Source organism: Neolewinella litorea, assembly GCF_004803465.1.
Lineage (GTDB): Bacteria > Bacteroidota > Bacteroidia > Chitinophagales > Saprospiraceae > Neolewinella > Neolewinella litorea.
The window spans coordinates 17,490-33,024 of the sequence record NZ_SRSF01000008.1; the positions used below are offsets into that span (position 1 = coordinate 17,490).

General features: G+C 61.1%; 18 protein-coding genes. 8 read left to right on the plus strand and 10 right to left on the minus strand.

Translation table 11 applies throughout. The features are described 5' to 3' along the window. Positions 1 to 12: 12 nt before the first annotated feature. Positions 13 to 2,004, plus strand: a complete 1,992-nt coding sequence (locus tag E4021_RS14575; protein ID WP_136460109.1) for an alpha-ketoacid dehydrogenase subunit alpha/beta — start codon at positions 13 to 15, stop codon at positions 2,002 to 2,004. 98 nt (positions 2,005 to 2,102) lie between these two features. Continuing rightward, positions 2,103 to 2,513 (plus strand): DUF5606 family protein, encoded by a 411-nt coding sequence (locus E4021_RS14580; protein ID WP_136460110.1) that lies wholly within the window; start codon positions 2,103 to 2,105, stop codon positions 2,511 to 2,513. Here the strand turns inward: E4021_RS14580 and E4021_RS14585 are convergent, their stop codons facing one another. Then, positions 2,514 to 3,251 carry a glucosaminidase domain-containing protein gene (locus E4021_RS14585; protein WP_136460111.1) on the minus strand — a complete coding sequence of 246 codons (738 nt, stop codon included), beginning with the start codon at positions 3,249 to 3,251 and terminating at the stop codon, positions 2,514 to 2,516. A gap of 70 nt (positions 3,252 to 3,321) precedes the next feature. Continuing rightward, a complete protein-coding gene (locus E4021_RS14590) occupies positions 3,322 to 4,128 on the minus strand; it encodes a hypothetical protein (protein WP_136460112.1) in 807 nt (268 codons plus the stop codon). 88 nt (positions 4,129 to 4,216) lie between these two features. On the opposite strand from E4021_RS14590, the gene E4021_RS14595 reads away from it, so the two are divergent. The 4 genes from E4021_RS14595 to E4021_RS14610 all read left to right on the plus strand — a co-directional run bounded on the left by E4021_RS14595 (position 4,217) and on the right by E4021_RS14610 (position 8,230). Then, positions 4,217 to 4,870 (plus strand): porin family protein, encoded by a 654-nt coding sequence (locus tag E4021_RS14595; protein WP_136460113.1) that lies wholly within the window; start codon positions 4,217 to 4,219, stop codon positions 4,868 to 4,870. A gap of 56 nt (positions 4,871 to 4,926) precedes the next feature. Further along, on the plus strand, positions 4,927 to 5,262 hold the full coding sequence (locus tag E4021_RS14600; RefSeq protein WP_246050309.1) for a phosphoribosylpyrophosphate synthetase: 336 nt from the start codon (positions 4,927 to 4,929) through the stop codon (positions 5,260 to 5,262). Between the two features lie 308 nt (positions 5,263 to 5,570). Next, positions 5,571 to 6,914 carry a cryptochrome/photolyase family protein gene (locus E4021_RS14605; protein ID WP_136460114.1) on the plus strand — a complete coding sequence of 448 codons (1,344 nt, stop codon included), beginning with the start codon at positions 5,571 to 5,573 and terminating at the stop codon, positions 6,912 to 6,914. 80 nt (positions 6,915 to 6,994) lie between these two features. Further along, positions 6,995 to 8,230, plus strand: coding sequence for a hypothetical protein (locus E4021_RS14610; protein WP_136460115.1), 1,236 nt, complete (start codon positions 6,995 to 6,997; stop codon positions 8,228 to 8,230). 4 nt (positions 8,231 to 8,234) lie between these two features. On the opposite strand, the gene E4021_RS14615 is transcribed toward E4021_RS14610, so the two are convergent. The 3 genes from E4021_RS14615 to E4021_RS14625 form a co-directional block, all read right to left on the minus strand. Further along, complete coding sequence (locus E4021_RS14615; protein WP_136460116.1) at positions 8,235 to 8,678, minus strand: hypothetical protein; 444 nt, start codon at positions 8,676 to 8,678, stop codon at positions 8,235 to 8,237. A 97-nt stretch (positions 8,679 to 8,775) separates the two neighbouring features. Beyond that, positions 8,776 to 9,387: a lipoprotein signal peptidase gene (locus E4021_RS14620; protein WP_136460117.1), complete on the minus strand. Its 612-nt coding sequence runs from the start codon at positions 9,385 to 9,387 to the stop codon at positions 8,776 to 8,778. Positions 9,388 to 9,401: 14 nt separating this feature from the next. Then, positions 9,402 to 9,770: a TraR/DksA family transcriptional regulator gene (locus E4021_RS14625; RefSeq protein ID WP_136460118.1), complete on the minus strand. Its 369-nt coding sequence runs from the start codon at positions 9,768 to 9,770 to the stop codon at positions 9,402 to 9,404. Positions 9,771 to 9,974: 204 nt separating this feature from the next. Here E4021_RS14625 and E4021_RS14630 point away from each other — a divergent pair, with 204 nt between their 5' ends. Further along, the gene (locus tag E4021_RS14630; protein ID WP_136460119.1) at positions 9,975 to 10,436 is read left to right on the plus strand and encodes an SRPBCC family protein; all 462 of its coding nucleotides are present in this window, start codon (positions 9,975 to 9,977) and stop codon (positions 10,434 to 10,436) included. 9 nt (positions 10,437 to 10,445) lie between these two features. Here E4021_RS14630 and E4021_RS14635 read toward each other — a convergent pair whose 3' ends face one another. Both E4021_RS14635 and E4021_RS14640 read right to left on the minus strand, forming a co-directional pair. Beyond that, positions 10,446 to 10,805, minus strand: coding sequence for a hypothetical protein (locus E4021_RS14635; RefSeq protein WP_136460120.1), 360 nt, complete (start codon positions 10,803 to 10,805; stop codon positions 10,446 to 10,448). Continuing rightward, positions 10,802 to 11,503: a spermidine synthase gene (locus E4021_RS14640; RefSeq protein ID WP_136460121.1), complete on the minus strand. Its 702-nt coding sequence runs from the start codon at positions 11,501 to 11,503 to the stop codon at positions 10,802 to 10,804. Before E4021_RS14640 ends, E4021_RS14635 begins: the two co-directional genes overlap by 4 nt. A gap of 250 nt (positions 11,504 to 11,753) precedes the next feature. Between E4021_RS14640 and odhB the strand changes: the two genes are divergently transcribed. After that, on the plus strand, positions 11,754 to 13,037 hold the full coding sequence (gene odhB / locus E4021_RS14645; protein ID WP_136460122.1) for a 2-oxoglutarate dehydrogenase complex dihydrolipoyllysine-residue succinyltransferase: 1,284 nt from the start codon (positions 11,754 to 11,756) through the stop codon (positions 13,035 to 13,037). Between the two features lie 97 nt (positions 13,038 to 13,134). Here odhB and E4021_RS14650 read toward each other — a convergent pair whose 3' ends face one another. The 3 genes from E4021_RS14650 to E4021_RS14660 are packed head-to-tail and all read right to left on the minus strand — an operon-like array spanning position 13,135 to position 15,504. Beyond that, the gene (locus E4021_RS14650; protein WP_136460123.1) at positions 13,135 to 14,262 is read right to left on the minus strand and encodes a DUF4097 family beta strand repeat-containing protein; all 1,128 of its coding nucleotides are present in this window, start codon (positions 14,260 to 14,262) and stop codon (positions 13,135 to 13,137) included. Beyond that, a complete protein-coding gene (locus E4021_RS14655) occupies positions 14,252 to 14,938 on the minus strand; it encodes an anti-sigma factor (protein WP_136460124.1) in 687 nt (228 codons plus the stop codon). Before E4021_RS14655 ends, E4021_RS14650 begins: the two co-directional genes overlap by 11 nt. Further along, a complete protein-coding gene (locus E4021_RS14660) occupies positions 14,935 to 15,504 on the minus strand; it encodes an RNA polymerase sigma factor (protein ID WP_136460125.1) in 570 nt (189 codons plus the stop codon). The genes E4021_RS14655 and E4021_RS14660 overlap by 4 nt, the downstream gene beginning before the upstream one ends. Between the last annotated feature and the right edge of the window lie 31 nt (positions 15,505 to 15,535).

A 15,535-nucleotide genomic window follows, 5' to 3' on the forward strand; every position in this document is an offset into this window, starting at 1 on the left:
TACCTTGCGGGCATGACCGCCACTACTGCCCCCCTGGTCTATTCCGGCTACGATATTTCGGAAGAGACTTTGCTCCGCCTGTACGAGGAACTGCTGCGCCCCCGCCTCATCGAAGAGAAGATGCTGAAGCAACTGCGCGGGGGGGTGATCTCCAAGTGGTTCTCGGGCATCGGCCAGGAGGCCATCAGCGTGGGCTGTACGCTCGCCCTCGAGCCGGAAGAGTACCTCTTCACCATGCACCGCAACCTGGGGGTATTCACCGGTCGGAAGGTGCCCCTGGAACGCCTCTTCGCCCAGTGGCAGGGCAAGGCCGCCGGCTTTACGCAGGGGCGCGACCGCAGCTTCCACTTCGGAAGTACCGAGCACCACATCGTCGGGATGATCAGTCACCTCGGTCCCCAGCTCGCCCTGGCCGCCGGGGTAGCGCTCTGGCACAAGCTGCGCGGAGAATCCCTCATCAGCCTGGCCTTCACCGGCGACGGCGGCACGAGCGAGGGCGATTTCCACGAAGCCCTCAACCTGGCCGCGGTCTGGAAACTCCCCGTCCTCTTCGTCATCGAGAACAACGGCTACGGCCTATCCACCCCGGTCAGCGAGCAGTACGCCTGCGAGAGCCTGGCCGACCGCGGCGTGGGCTACGGCATGCGCGCCCTGTCCATCGACGGCAACAATATCCTGGAAGTGTACTCCACCGTCCGCCAACTGGCCGCGGAGATGCGCGAAAACCCCGAACCCGTACTGCTCGAATGCCGCACCTTCCGCGTCCGCGGCCACGAGGAAGCCAGCGGGGTTAAGTACGTGCCGAACGAACTGATCGAGGCCTGGAAGGAGCGCGACCCCGTCACGAACTACGCCGAATTCCTGCTCCGGGAAGGCATCCTCCAGAACGACTACCGCGAATCCCTCGAAGTCAGCATTCAACAGGACATCGAGCGGGCCCTGGCGGCCGCCGCCGAACTCCCCGCCGTGGGAGCCGACACCGACCGCGAGCTCAGGGATCTCTTCGCACCCGCGACCCCGCCCCCTTCCCAACCGGGCCCGACACGCGACCTGCGCTTCGTCGACGCCATCAGCGACGGGCTGCGGGAGGCCATGCGGGCGTATCCGGAACTGGTGCTAATGGGTCAGGACATCGCCGATTACGGTGGGGTGTTCAAGATCACGGAAGGCTTCGTGGAGGAATTCGGGCGCGAACGGGTGCGCAACACCCCCCTGTGCGAAAGCGGGGTGATCGGCGCGGCCCTCGGCTACGCCCTGGCGGGCGGCAAGGCCATGGTGGAGATGCAGTTCGGCGATTTTGTCAGTTGCGGCTTCAACCAGATCGTCAATAACCTGGCCAAGCTTCACTACCGCTGGGGACAACCGGCCGACGTGGTCGTGCGCCTGCCGGTGGGCGGGGGCGTGGGTGCCGGGCCGTTCCACAGCCAGACGATGGAGAGCTGGTTCACTTCCGTGGCCGGACTGAAGATCGTCTACCCCAGCACGCCGGAAGACGCCAAGTCGCTGCTGATCGCGGCCCTGGCCGACCCCAATCCGGTGCTGTACTTCGAGCACAAGGCCCTGTACCGCTCCCTGACCGGACCGGTAGCGGAAGGATTCACGTTCGCGGAGATCGGCAAGGCGCGTACGGTGCGGGAGGGGTCCGACCTGAGCATCATCACCTACGGGGCCGGCGTTCACTGGGCCACGGAGGTCGTGAAAGAGCTGGGCGCGGATGCCGAGATCATCGACTTGCGCAGCCTGGCACCCCTGGACCACGCGGCCATCCGCGACTCGGTGGCCAAGACGAGCCGCGCGCTGGTGCTCCACGAGGCCTCGCTGACGGGCGGCTTCGGGGGTGAGCTGGCCGCCTGGATCGGCGAGCACTGCTTTGAGCTGCTCGACGCGCCCGTGCGCCGACTCGGCAGCCTCGACACGCCGGTGCCCTTCGCCGCGGCCCTGGAAGCCAATTACTTACCCAAGGACCGGCTGGCGGAAGCGATCCGTTCGCTGCTCGCCTACTGAGCTACTATCGGCGACCGGGTTCCGGAGGCTAATTTTTGCTGCCGGTTCCCCGTCTGCGCTTCAGCTACTACCTTCGCCGCCACAAAATCACGCCGCTTATGAAGTTCGCCGAAATCATTGCCGTATCCGGTCTTCCCGGACTCTACACCGTCGTCACCGAACGCAAGGGTGGCATCATCGTGGAGCAGCTCGAAACCAAGAAGCGGCACTTCGCCCCCGCCCGCAAACACCAGTTTGCCCCCCTGGAGAGCATGGCGGTGTACACCGAAGACGGCGACGCCGAGCCCCTGCGCAAGGTTTTCGACCGGATGCAGGAACAGCAGGAGGATAATCCCGCCCCCGCCCCCAGCGAATCCAACGAGCGGCTTTTCGATTACCTGGAGGACGTGCTGCCCACCTACGACAAGGAGCGGGTACACGCCAGCGACGTGAAGCGCCTGCTCAAGTGGTACCACTTCATGCTGGCCAACGAGCTTTTTGCCAGCCTCGACACCGACGAGGAGGAATAATTAATCGAAGCGGAACAACTGGTAGCGGTCGATCGTCTGCTGCAGTTGCCGCGCCAGGTCGTCGTTCGCGTTGAAGCCCAGCTCCTGCATCCCGGCGGCCCACCGGCGGTAGTCCCGCGGACCGAATTCCCGCAGGCGGGAGAACCGTCCTTCGCTGAGCAACAGACTGAAGTCGCGGAAGCTCGTCCAGGCCGTTTCGTATCGCCGCACGCACTCCCCCGCCACGCGGGCAGTCGGTCCCTGCCAATCCCCGGCACAGGCCAGTCCGAAGTAATTGTTGAAATCCCGGGCCGCCGCCGCCCGCCCGCCCTTGCTGTAGAGCAGACCGGTAGCCAGCGTAATGCTGGCCGGGATTCCGAACTTTTCCTGTTCGGCCTCGGCCACGTGGCGGAATCGGGTGACGAAATCCGCTACTTCCTGCTCGGGTTGCCGGGTCAGCTCTTCGTACAGATCAGCCGCTCCCCCGCCGAAGAAATTGAAGCGGGCAAAGAAGCCTTCCGACCGGGCCGCGGGGGCCGGGTGGTCCTCCGTAAGGTAAGTCGGGGGCTCCCCCTCTTCCGTCGGCTCCGCGGGCCAGGCCGGTGTTGCCGCTGGCACGGCCTCGTAGTCGGGATGACCGAGGCGGACATTAAAATTCACCTGCTTTTGGGAGAGCAATACCAGGGCGCAGGCGACCAAGCCAAGGCGTAGCCAGTGCCTGCCGGCGAAGGCCAGCAGGCGGGTTAGTGAGACTTTCATTCTTTGCAACCTTTATCGAAACGTGTGTTACAAAGTTAGTCGGCCCATCACTTTAAAACAAATTGTTTGTTTATTTTTTTTGTTTGAATTCCCACCGTTCTATTTCCAGGCTACCCGGCCTGACGGTCAGTAACCCGTCTGGCCCCGGCAGGATCCGGTTGGCGGAAAGCAGTTGCGTCGGTACGGGCTCCAAAGGCCGAACTTCTCGCTGTTTGGGCGTCCACAACCAGGCGTCACCGCCGGCCGAAAGGCCCAGTAGGCGGGGGGCGCTCCAGGACAGCTCGTCGGCGGGGGGTATGGCCACCCAGTAGCGGAACTTGCCGTAGTTGGTGAAAACAGCCAGGCGGCCCTCCTCGGGAAAATGCAACATCACGGCATTACGGTCGACGAAAATGGCCCCGGCCGGGGTAGCAATGCCGAGTTGCAGTCGGAGGTTGTTGGTTTGTTGGTCAATGCGCCCGTTCTCGTCGAGGCGCAGCAGGCGGTAGCCCCAATTATCGAATACCCAGATGCCGTTGTCGTAACTCCGCGCAATGGCCCCTGGCTGCTGAATATCCTGGATGGCGAACAGGTCGATGCGGTCGAGCTCGCTGAGCGTGCGGTCGAGGACGACCACGGTCCCGTATTCCCGGTAGTAAACCAGGATCTGAAAGGGGTTGGTCACGTCAACGTAGTCGGGCGAGCCCAGGCTGCTGTCGTAGAAGCTGTAGGTATTCGCCCCCAATTGGTTTCCGGTGACAAGACGGTCGTCCTGCAGGAGGAAATAGGGTTTACCCACCGGATCCAGGAAGAAATCGGTTACCCCGCCAGGAGCCTGTGCCCCCACCGGGTGGGCCAACCAGAGCAGGCCCAGCCAAAGTATCCAGCGTGCAATCATACTACCCTAACGCTTTGGCGGGCATTTTCGTCCGGGCAGGGTAGTCCTTCGGCGGGTGTTTACCTTGCGCCGCAGATTGCCCCCCTTTATGTCGTACCTCTTTCGCCTTACGGTTCTTCTGCTCCTTCCCCACTGGGTCTTAGCCCAGGCGGATACTGTAGTGGACTACCGGCGGCTGCAACTCGGCGTGGTGGCCGGGCAGGCGTACCAGGAAGTGGACTTCACGCCCAACGCCGACGTGAACACCATCGTGGGCAGGAATTTCGGAGTGGCCCTCCGGTACTTTGACCGCCAGCTGGTGGGGTTTCAGGCGGAGCTTTCCTACGACCAGGCGGGTTGGCGGGAGGACCTCGGGGCGGCCGGACCGTACGAGCGACAGATCGACTACGCCGAATTGTTGATCCTGACGCAGTTCAGCGTCGGTCGCGGTATCGTCCAACCCCTGCTGCAGCTCGGCCCTTATCTGTCCGTGCCCCTGGCCGAGCGGGAGTCCCTCCCCCCGACTTACGACCCCACCACCCAACCCGTCAATGCGTATTACGGACGGGGGCTTCCTTTCCGGATAAATTATGGTCTGCAGGCGGGACTAGGCTTTAACCTGGAGTTCGGGCCGGTCACCCTGCAAATCGACGGCCGCTACCGCCAGGGCTTCAGCAACCTCATCAAACCCGGTGAAAGTCAGGCCTCTACCAGCATCCGGCGGGGATTCGGGGGGCACGCCGGCTTTTTTTACGCGTGGTAGCCTGTGAACCGCCGGGGCAGGTGGGCACTTATACCAGCACACCATACCATTCGACCGTGCCAATCCTGCAAGACAACAACTACGAAAGCCTCTCCTTCGCCATTGAAGACCTCAAAGCCAAGGGCTATACTTCCGACTTTAACCAGAAGGAGAATGCCCTGGAATGCAAAGAGAACCAAAAGAATTACCGCCCCGAAGACTTCACCATAACCCACGCTTATCGCTTTGAGGGCATGAGTAACCCCGACGACAACTCCGTGCTCTACGGAATCGAGACCGCCGACGGCACCAAAGGACTTCTGGTAGATGCTTATGGAGTATACGCCGACAGCCTCTCGGAAGACATGATCAAGAAGTTCCGGGTGGAGTATGAGGATCCGGATGAGGTGTAGGGTTTCTAGTTCTTTAGTTCTTTAGTTCTTTAGTTCTTTAGAGGGTTAGTTCTTTAGTTCGTAAGAGCTTTAGTTCGTTAGTTCTTTAGCCTCTAGGCTTTAGTTCTTTAGTTCGTTATAGAACTTTAATCCTTAATCTATTAGAGGCTTTGGGTCGGTTATCGCCTGGTGTGAGTGATACCCGGCTTCCTACTCCCCCCTTCCCTCGGAGCCAGCAGTGCGTAATCTACCCGGTTGGCCTGTCTCCTAGTGACCGAAAAAACTTACGAACGAGCAGCCTTAAGAACTAAAAGACTAAAGAACTAACCATGACCCTCTTCTGGCACCGCCGCGACCTTCGCTTTTCCGACAACGCGGGTTTGTACCATGCCCTGAAGAGCGGTGACCCCGTCCTGTCCGTATTTATTTTCGACCGCCATATACTGGATAAGTTGCCGACTCGCGATGATGCCCGGGTGACTTTCATCCAGCGCAGCGTGGCGGAGTTGGCGGAGACCTACCTCAGTTTCGGCAGCACGCTGCTCACCTTCTACGGGGAGCCGGAGGCCATCTGGAGGCAGCTTCGCGACACTTACCATCCCCGGGCCGTTTACACCAACCGCGACTACGAACCCTACGCCCGCCGGCGCGACGCGGCCGTCGAAGGCCTGCTGGCGGAGAAAAATATTGCCTTCCATACCTTCAAGGATCACGTCATCTTTGAAAGCGAGGAGGTACAAAAGCAGGCGGGAGGCCCCTACACCGTCTTCACGCCGTACATGCGCAGCTGGCGGCGCTTGCTCGACAGCCGTCAGGTCCCTTCCGGAGAAGGAAGCGTGAGTGCCTTCCTGGCCCCCTACCCTACCGAGGACCACACCGACGGCCTGCACCCGGTAGCCCAACCCAAGCCGGTAATCACCCTGGACGCCATGGGGTTTTCGCCTTCCGACCTTCCCATCCCGTCTCCGGCCGAGTCCCGGGAACTGCTAAAAGGATACGACAAGATCCGCGATTACCCCGGCACCGAGGGGACCACGCGTTGGGGACCTCACCTGCGGCACGGGACGGTCAGTGTGCGTCAGATGGCCCGCACTGCCTTCGCCAACAACCAGACCCTGCTGAACGAACTCATCTGGCGCGATTTTTACTCGAATATCCTGCAGGCTTTCCCGCGCGTAGCCCATGAGAGTTACCGACCGGAGTACGATACCATACCCTGGCGCAACGACGAGGCTGAGTTTGAACGGTGGTGCGCCGGGCGTACCGGCGTACCCATAGTGGATGCCGGGATGCGCCAGCTGAACGCTACCGGTTTCATGCACAACCGTGTGCGGATGATCGTGGCGAGCTACCTCACCAAGCACCTGCTGATCGACTGGCGGTGGGGGGAAGCCTACTTCGCGGACAAGCTATTGGACTACGAGCTGGCCAGCAACAATGGGGGCTGGCAGTGGGCGGCGGGCAGCGGGGTGGACGCCCAGCCCTATTTCCGCATCTTCAATTACGAAAGCCAGCAGCGCAAATTCGACCGCGACTACCAGTACGTGAAGCGTTGGGTACCGGAGTACGGCACGGATAATTACCCTTCCGAACCACTGGTCAAGCACAAGTTCGGCCGCGATCGCGCGTTACGAGTGTATAAGGAAGCCCTGCTCCAGGCCCGAAATGGGTAATATTTTCGCAAAATGGGGTGAGCATGGGGTTGGTTGTCCTTCTGACACAGTTATATTTTTGCGTTTTAACTACCCGTTCGATGAAAGTTGTTTTGATCTACACCACTCTGGTGCTTGCCCTGCTATTGCCTTCAGCAAGTTACGGTCAGAAACGACTGAACCTGTTCACGGAATGCGACTGTAACAAAACCCTGCTCAAACAGGAGCTCAACTACGTCAATCATACCATCGACCCGGTCAGCGCCCAGGTCAACCTCTTTATCGTCACCAACTACCTCAGTAACGGGGGTCGCGTGTACGACCTGCAGTTCAAGGGACAGCAGGAACTGGCCGGCAACAGCCTCAACTTCAAGGTCTCTACCACCGCCGTCATGACCGGCCTGGAGCGCGACGAGTACCTCAACAAACGGATCGAACTGGGCCTCGCGGGATTCCTGGCCGGAACCGACTACGCCGACCTGGTCGACCTCACCGCCGAAGTGCCCGAGGTGAACGAGCAAACCGCCGACGACGATGATGAGGTAGTGGACAACTGGAACAACTGGATCTTCGAGACCCGAGCCAGTTTCAGCGCCGACGTGGAAAGCCAGCGAAGCCGCAACGACCTGCGCCTCGGCTTCGAGGCCGACCGCACGACCCCCGATTGGCGCCTCCGCTTCAGCCCCAACTTTTACTACCGCATCGAGAAGATCAACAAGGACGGCGGCCAGCTCACCTCCATCCGCCGCGACCAGTGGTACGAGGCCAAGGCCATCAAGAGCATCGGCAATCACTGGTCCGTGGGCCTGTTCAACAGCATGAATTCCTCCACCTACCAGAACATCGATCTCGGCATCCGGCTCTCCCCCGCCATCGAGTACAATATCTTCGACTACAACCAGGTCCCCTTCAAGGAATTCACCATCGCCTACCGCCTCGGTTGGGTGCGCAACGTTTACACCGAAGAGACCATCTTCCTGAAGGAGGAGGAAAGTCTGGCCCGCCAGAGCCTTGACGTCAACCTGCGGCTGCGCCAGCGGTGGGGCTCGGTGTTCGCCGGCATCTCCGCCGGGAACTACATGAATGACTTCAAGAAGAACCGGCTCTCGCTCGACGCCCGGGCCGACGTGCGCCTCATCAAGGGGCTATCCTTCAACGTCGGCGGCAGCTACAACATCATCAACGACCAGATCAGCCTGGCCAAGGGAGAAGCCAGCATCGAGGACATCCTGCTCGGACAGGCGCAGCTGGCGACCAACTACAGCGCCGACATTCGCTTCGGATTCAGCTATACCTTCGGCTCCCTCTACAACAACGTGATCAATACCCGCTTATAGCGGTTTAACTGAATTTCACGGCACCCGCAAACTCCCGCCTGAAGGTATCGAACTGCTTGCGGGAAGCAATGAATCGCAGCCGCCGCCCAAACGTGCCCGGAGCGCGCAGGTGTACCGAACAGAGCTTCAGGAAAAGGAACCGACTCTCGTGGATCTCCTCCACGTCCTGCACCAGGTGATAACGAGCCGTGCGGAAGTAGTTGCTGACGAAGAGAAACTCCCCGTCGGTCTCCACCCGCTTGAGCGGCCAGAACGCGAGCCAGAACGTGCCCACCGCCATGACCAGGACGAATACTATCCCGTAGCGGAGCGACTGCAGGGGGATGCCCCCGAAGTAATGCTCCGGCGCGAACCAGGTAACCAGGGTAATCCCTACCAGGACAGTGGTCCAGAAAACCGGCAGGAAAAGTTTGAGGAACAGCGTGGTGTTGGAGGACAGGCGGAGCAAGGGCTAGCGTTTTCGGAGCGCAAAGGTAAGGGTACCGCCACGCAGTTGGCCGGTAAGCCGGATGCCAAAGCCGTATTGCTACCGTAGCGTGACACCGCTACGCCCGGCGCCGCAGGTAATAATGCGCCAGCAGCAGGACCACCCCCACCGTAATACTCACGTCGGCCACATTGAAGATCGGCCGGAAGAACAGAAAGGAATTGCCGCCGACGATGGGCAGCCAGTCGGGATACACCCCGTAGACCAGGGGCATATAGAGCATGTCTACCACCCGGCCGTGGAAGAGCGACTCATACCCTCCCCCCTCCGGCCAGAAGCGGGCCAGGCCGGTGTGTGGCCCCGATTCCGAAAACAGGACGCCGTAAAAAATACTGTCAATAATATTCCCGACCGCGCCAGCCTCGATAAAGGCAAAAGCGGCGATCAGGAGGCGCGACACCCGCTGCTGCAGGAGTTGGCGCAGGTAGAGGGCCAGGAGTACGACGGCACCGAAGCGGAAGAGGCTCAGGACGAGTTTGCCCACGCGTCCGCCCAGGCTCAAGCCGAAGGCCATGCCGTTGTTTTCGACGAAGTGAATCAGGAAGTGATCGCTTCCGAGAATGCCGAATTCCTCGCCGTAGTGAAGGTGGGTCTTCACCCAGACTTTCAATCCCTGGTCGAGCAGCAACACCGTAAGGAGAATCAGTAATACCAGTGCCTTACGGTTCATCCGCTCTGCCGCGCCTAACGGTTTTGCTTGGCGTGGATGCTCAGGGTGGTGTGGGGCACGATGCGGAGCCGTTCGGCGCTGATGAGCTCACCGGTCACGCGGCAGATGCCGTAGACCTTGTTCTGGATGCGCAGCAGGGCGTTTTCCAGGTGCTGGATGAGCTGCTGCTGCCGGCTGGCCAGGCGGTGCAGTTCCTCGTTGGCCATGGTGCCGGTGCCGTCGTCGAGGCCGCGCAGCTTGCCGTCCTCGCTGTTGGTCTGCTCGGAAAGCTGATCCAGATAGAACTGGAGTTGCTTGCGGGCCTCCGCCAACTTGGCATCGATGATGGCCTTGAATTCGGCCAGCTCTTCATCGCTGTACCGGGTTTGTGATTGTGCTTGCATGATCTCGTCCTTTAAGTAGGTGATGTGTGTGTGCGTGAGTCAAAAATATTCGCAATGCGCGCACAAATATACTGCCCTTACGCAGGACCTCATCATTCTTTGTTGATAAATTATAGTTAACAAACAAAATACGGAACAATACGGCCCTGGCGATCTTTTCCTTTCGCCGGCACTCCGCGGCTTCACTTTGTCAACTTCCCGCTCGTGACCCCACGTCGCCTTTCCTTCACCACCACCATTTCCCGACCGCTCGCCGAAACCTGGGATTTCTTCAGCCGCCCGGAGAACCTGGAGAAGCTCACCCCGCCCGACGTCCACTTCGAGATCCGCTCACCGGTAGCCGGCGTGGAGATGTACGAGGGGATGATCATTCAGTACCGGGTGACGCCTTTTCCGGGGTTCACTTCCGACTGGGTAACGGAGATCACGCACATCGAGCACCACCGGCACTTTATCGACGACCAGCGCGTGGGCCCCTTCGCCCTCTGGCACCACCAGCACCACTTTCGCGCCCTGGACGCCCAGACCACGGAGATGCACGACATCCTCCACTACCAGGCACCACTGGGGCCATTGGGGTCCCTGGCTAACCGGCTCTTCGTACGCAAGCAGGTGGAAGGCATCTTTACGGCCCGGGAGGCCGCCATCCGGCGTCTGTTTCCCTGAGGCGTCGGTCTATTCCACGTATTCCTGCCGCTTGATTACGAGCACCCACTCGCCCTCCTCCACGCGGTAGCCGTAGTCGTAGCAGAAGTGGTAAAGTGTACCGTTGCGCGTCACGTACTCATTGGTGAAGTAGCGGAACTTGAAGCCGCGGTCGACTAGCCGGTCGCGGCGCACGTTGGTCTTCCCCTCGGGGTTCAGTTCGGCCAGTACGTTGCGGTTGTGGCGCAGGATGTTGTTGATCGTGCGCTGGAACACGAGTTCTTCGGCCCGCGCCCGGTTGTGGTGCCCGGCCCGGCAGGCGGCGGAGCAGAATTTCTTGTCGGAACGCCCCGTGTACTCTTCCCCGCACTCTGGACAGATTCGCTTCATGCCGGCAAAGTAAGAAATTGCCGATCGTTCACCAGCAGGTAGTTGCCCCCCGTATCGTACAGGTAAGGGGCGCTGAACGCGGGTGCAAAGATCTCCTCGTAATAGCTGCGCGCCGCGGTTCGGTCCGGAATGCTCGACGCCAGCCGATTGTAGATCAGGGCGCCGCCGGGCCGCAAGGATTCCTGCAACAGCCCGACGAAGCCCGCCCCGTCGAGGTGGCCGGGTACCGTGGCGTCCTGGAATACGTCCACGCAGATAAGGTCGTAGCGCCGGTGGTCAGCCTGCAAAAAGGCCAGGGCGTCGGCCTCGACGACCTCCAGCGGCGACTCCAGCTCCGGCAGGCTGTACTCGCTCGCCAATTCGATGATCACCGGGTCGATCTCGACGGCCACGTAAGTGTACGACAACCCGAGATGGCGCTCCAGCAGCTCCGGAATGCTACCCAGGCCCAGGCCGAGTACCAGCACCGAGGCCCGCTCCGGCAGCCGGTCGAAGTCGAACACCTCGAAGATCTTGCGGAAATTAAGGTAGTAGTCGCCGAAACTGTAGATGGCGTCCTCGGCCACGAGCTGCAGGCGACCGTGTACCAGGCATACCTCCAGGTAGGCATTGTAATCGGAGGAAGTGACCTCCAGCGACTGCTCCCACAGGTAGCTCAGCCAGTAACGGAAGCGGGAAAAGGGTCGGGGGCGGGCCATGGCGGAGGTGGAGCGGTCCGACGGCTTAGTGGTCCGACCGGTAAGTCGTCCGACCACTGAGCGTCGGACGAGTTGTGGAAAACGTTGTCTCGGTAAATGTACCACCCCGGATCAGATGGGTCGGCCACCGCCCGAAATTTTGCTGGCGGGGAGGAAGTGCACACACGAATGAACTCAAGCGAGAAGATGTACCTTTACCCCCTCAACCGCAAGTCCCTTCCCGCGTTAACCCACGAAAGCCCGCCCACCTATGAGTATCGTCGAAATGAAAGTTCCCGTCATCGGGGAATCGGTCACCGAAGTCACCCTCTCCGAGTGGTTAAAGGGAGACGGCGACTACGTGGAGCTCGACGAGCCGATCTGCGAATTTGAGTCCGACAAGGCCACCCTGGAATTTCCCGCCGAAGCCTCCGGCAAGCTGATCTACGTGGCCACCGAAGGCGACGACCTCAAGATCGGCGCCCTGGTGGCCAAGATCGACACCAGCGTCAGCGAAGAATCCGACGACTCGGGCAGCACCGGAGGAGGCAGCCCCGCCGCCACCGAGCAACCGGCACCCGCCGCTCAAGCCCCCGCCGCAAAGGCCCCCGCATCCGAGCAGGCGACCTACGCCACCGGCACCCCCAGTCCGGCGGCCGCCAAGATCCTCCGGGAAAAGGACATCGACCCCAGTGGCGTCAACGGCAGCGGGCGCGACGGCCGCATCACCAAGGAAGACGCCGAGTCGGCCGCCAAGCCCGCCGCGGCCGCGCCGCCGCCGGCCGCCGCCAAGGTGAAGGACACCAGCGCGAAAACGGCCGCCCCCTCCGCCGCGCAGGCCTCCTTCTCCCGCGAGACCCGCACCGAGAAGATGAGCCGCATGCGCCGCACGATTGCCTCCCGGCTGGTCAGCGCCAAGAACGAAACGGCCATGCTCACCACCTTCAATGAGGTGGACCTGAGCACGGTAATGGAACTGCGCAAGAACGTACAGGACAAGTTCGTCGCCAAGCACGGCGTGAAACTGGGCTTCATGTCCCTCTTCGCCAAGGCCTGCGCCCAGGTACTGATGGAAATGCCCGACGTCAACGCCCACATCAGCGAAGACGAGAAGGAACTGACCTACCACGACTTCGTCGACATCAGCTTCGCCGTCTCCACCCCCACCGGACTGGTGGTGCCACCCATCCACAACATCGAGTCGCTGCACTTCGCCGACATCGAGAAGAAGCTCAAGGACCTGGCCGCCAAGGCCCGCGACAACAAGCTGAGCATCGAGGAAATGACCGGCGGCACCTTTACCATCACCAACGGCGGCGTTTTCGGCAGCATGATGAGCACCCCCATCATCAACAAGCCGCAGTCGGCCATCCTCGGCATGCACAACATCATCGAGCGACCCGTGGCCGTCAACGGTCAGGTGGTCATCCGCCCGATGATGTACATCGCCCTGAGCTACGACCACCGCGTTATCGACGGCAGTTCCTCGGTCACCTTCCTCGTCAAGGTCAAGGAACTGCTCGAGGATCCTACCCTGCTCCTGATGGGATTGTAGGTCCAAAATTGGACCTCCTTATTGCGTATATCAAGGGGCATCCGACGCCCCCCCCTGGCCAGTGCCGGTCAGGTCATCGCAGTCGCCGGCCCCTTCCTCAATAGATCTCGATATCGCCGTAGGTGGTAGCGATCTTGATCAGACCGCTGCCGGTACCGCTCTTCTTGCCCTTTACGGACTTACTGCTCCCTTCGCTGCGCACGTCGCGCGGACTCAGTGCATCCGTCGGGACGTCAATATCGCCGTAGCGTGCACTCAGGTCGAGGGTATATCCGGCGGAGTCGTCGACGTTGATCTGGACGTCGGAGTAGTTGACGCGAATATCCACCCGCTCGAACCCCGCGGCGAGCCGCTCTACCTTCAGGTCACCGTAGTTGCCTTCGAGTTCCAGGATGCCGGTGACGGTGCCGAGGTTGTAATCGGTATAGTTCCCGTTGAGGTAAATGGCCCGGGCCTGCCCGACGGAGAGTTCATTGTAATTGCCGTTCAGGTAGACCGATTCCGCCGATTCGACCTCGATCTCATCGTAGCCTACGTCCAGGCGCAGGACGCCCACGGTGCCGAAACGGGCCTCGCTGTAGCGGCCGTCGTAGCGCAGGTCGCCGGCGTTGCGGATGGTGCCCTCGCTGTAGCGCAACTTCACCGTACTGTTGGCGCCGAGCCGCTCGATGCGGGCCGAACCGTAGCTTACGTCTACCAGACCCTGTCCGCTCAGCCGGCCGGCGACCAGGTCGCCGTAGCCGACGTCCAGGTTGGTGGTGCCGGTTAGGTTGGGCAGTTCGACATCGCAGTAGCGCGCGTCTACCTCCAGGCCGACGGAAGGGGGCATATTGACGGTATAGAAAATCTTGAAGTCGTTGGAACTGCCGCTGTTGGTCAGTAAGCTCCACCAGCTGCCGCTGCTCCGGCTGGAATTAATCGTCGTGACAGCCGATACGAGGTTGTTGCCGCCGCTCAGGGATACGTCAATGCGTTTGAGCACGTCCTGAAACTCGTCCTTGTCTCTGGCTTCCACACGGATCAGGACGTCGATCTGGACGCGGGGCTGGCTCCAGGTGACGACCTTGATCTCGCCGTAGCGGTTGTCGAGGCGCACCTGCCCGTCGTTGCGGATCGGGAAGGTTTCCGACAGCTTCTTCTCGAAGACGGTACCCGGCCTGGAGAGGGCGAAAGCGGGTAGCGCCAGCACGAAAAGGGCCAGCAAAAGGGTAAGTTTAACTTTCATGGGAAGGAATATTTGGATCGGACGCGGGCGTCACGGGGGCATTGGGGTTGGGAAAATGCTGCTGTATGCGCAGTAGAATATCGAGTTTGGTGCGGTAGGTGGCGATCAGTTGGTTGACCAGTACGTGGCGCTGGGAAATGGGCACGCGCAGTAATTCCAGGCGGAGTTCCTCGGTGGCCTCGTCGATCTGCTCGAGGTCGCGCCGCAGTTGAGGGTCGTCGTTGAGTTGGCTCACCTTGGTAAACTCGCTGGCGATCCGCTGGCGGTAGAAGCGCTCGGCTTCGGCCAGTTCCGGATTCATGGCCTCCAGTTGCTCGGCCACCTGTTGCTCCTGTCCGGCACGGAAACCGGCGCGGGTGCCGACGGTGTAGGCCACCATCAACAGGAGCAGGGTAGCCGCTACGGCCATCACGTAGTTCAGGAACCGGCGAGAGCGCAGGGGTTTGCGGGCGGCCGGCGCGGGTGCAAAGAGTTGCCGTTCGATCCGTGGGGGCGGGGTGGCGTTATCGAAGGCATCGCGGTTCTTTACGATGAACTCGGACAGGGGGTCCTGTCCTTCCCGCCCGTCGTCGGACAGCGCGGCGTGGATCCGATCCCACAGGCCGGCCGGCGGCGTCTCACCGTCGAACTCATCGCGGTGGTCGCGGATGAATTGCTGGAGCTGGTCGTGGTTCATGATACGGTATTTTCGGTTAGCAACTGCGCCAGGCGCTTGCGCGCCCGGCTGTACTGTGATTTTGAGGTGCCGGGACTGATGTCCAGGATCTGGGCGATCTCCTCGTGGTCGTAGCCCTCGAAGAGGTACAGCGTAAGCACCACCCGGTAGCCTTCGCTGAGCTTCAGCATCGCCTCCTTTATCCGTTCGACCGTGTAGCCGTCTTCGGCTTCCGCGTATCCGGGCTCCTCCACACCCGCGGCCGCCTCGTGGCGGCTGGGATCGAGGTCGATGGTCAACAGGCGGCGTTTCTTCAGGTGGTCGATGCATCGGTTTACGACCACCCGCTTTATCCACGCACTGATCGACGCCTCGAAGTTGAAGGTGTGGATACGGGCGAAGATGGTGACGAAGGCCACCTGCAGGACGTCCTCCGCGTCGTGGCTGTGCTTGAGCATTCTCAGGCAGAGGTTGTACATCGGCTTGGCGTAGTGGCCGTACAGCTGCCTTTGGGCGTTGCGGTCCTTACGCTGACATCCGAGGACGATCTCGCGGTGGGTATCGCGGTATTCGGCGGCGGTCGGCATGGTTAAAAGGGTTGGGTGAGCTCCCACGGTG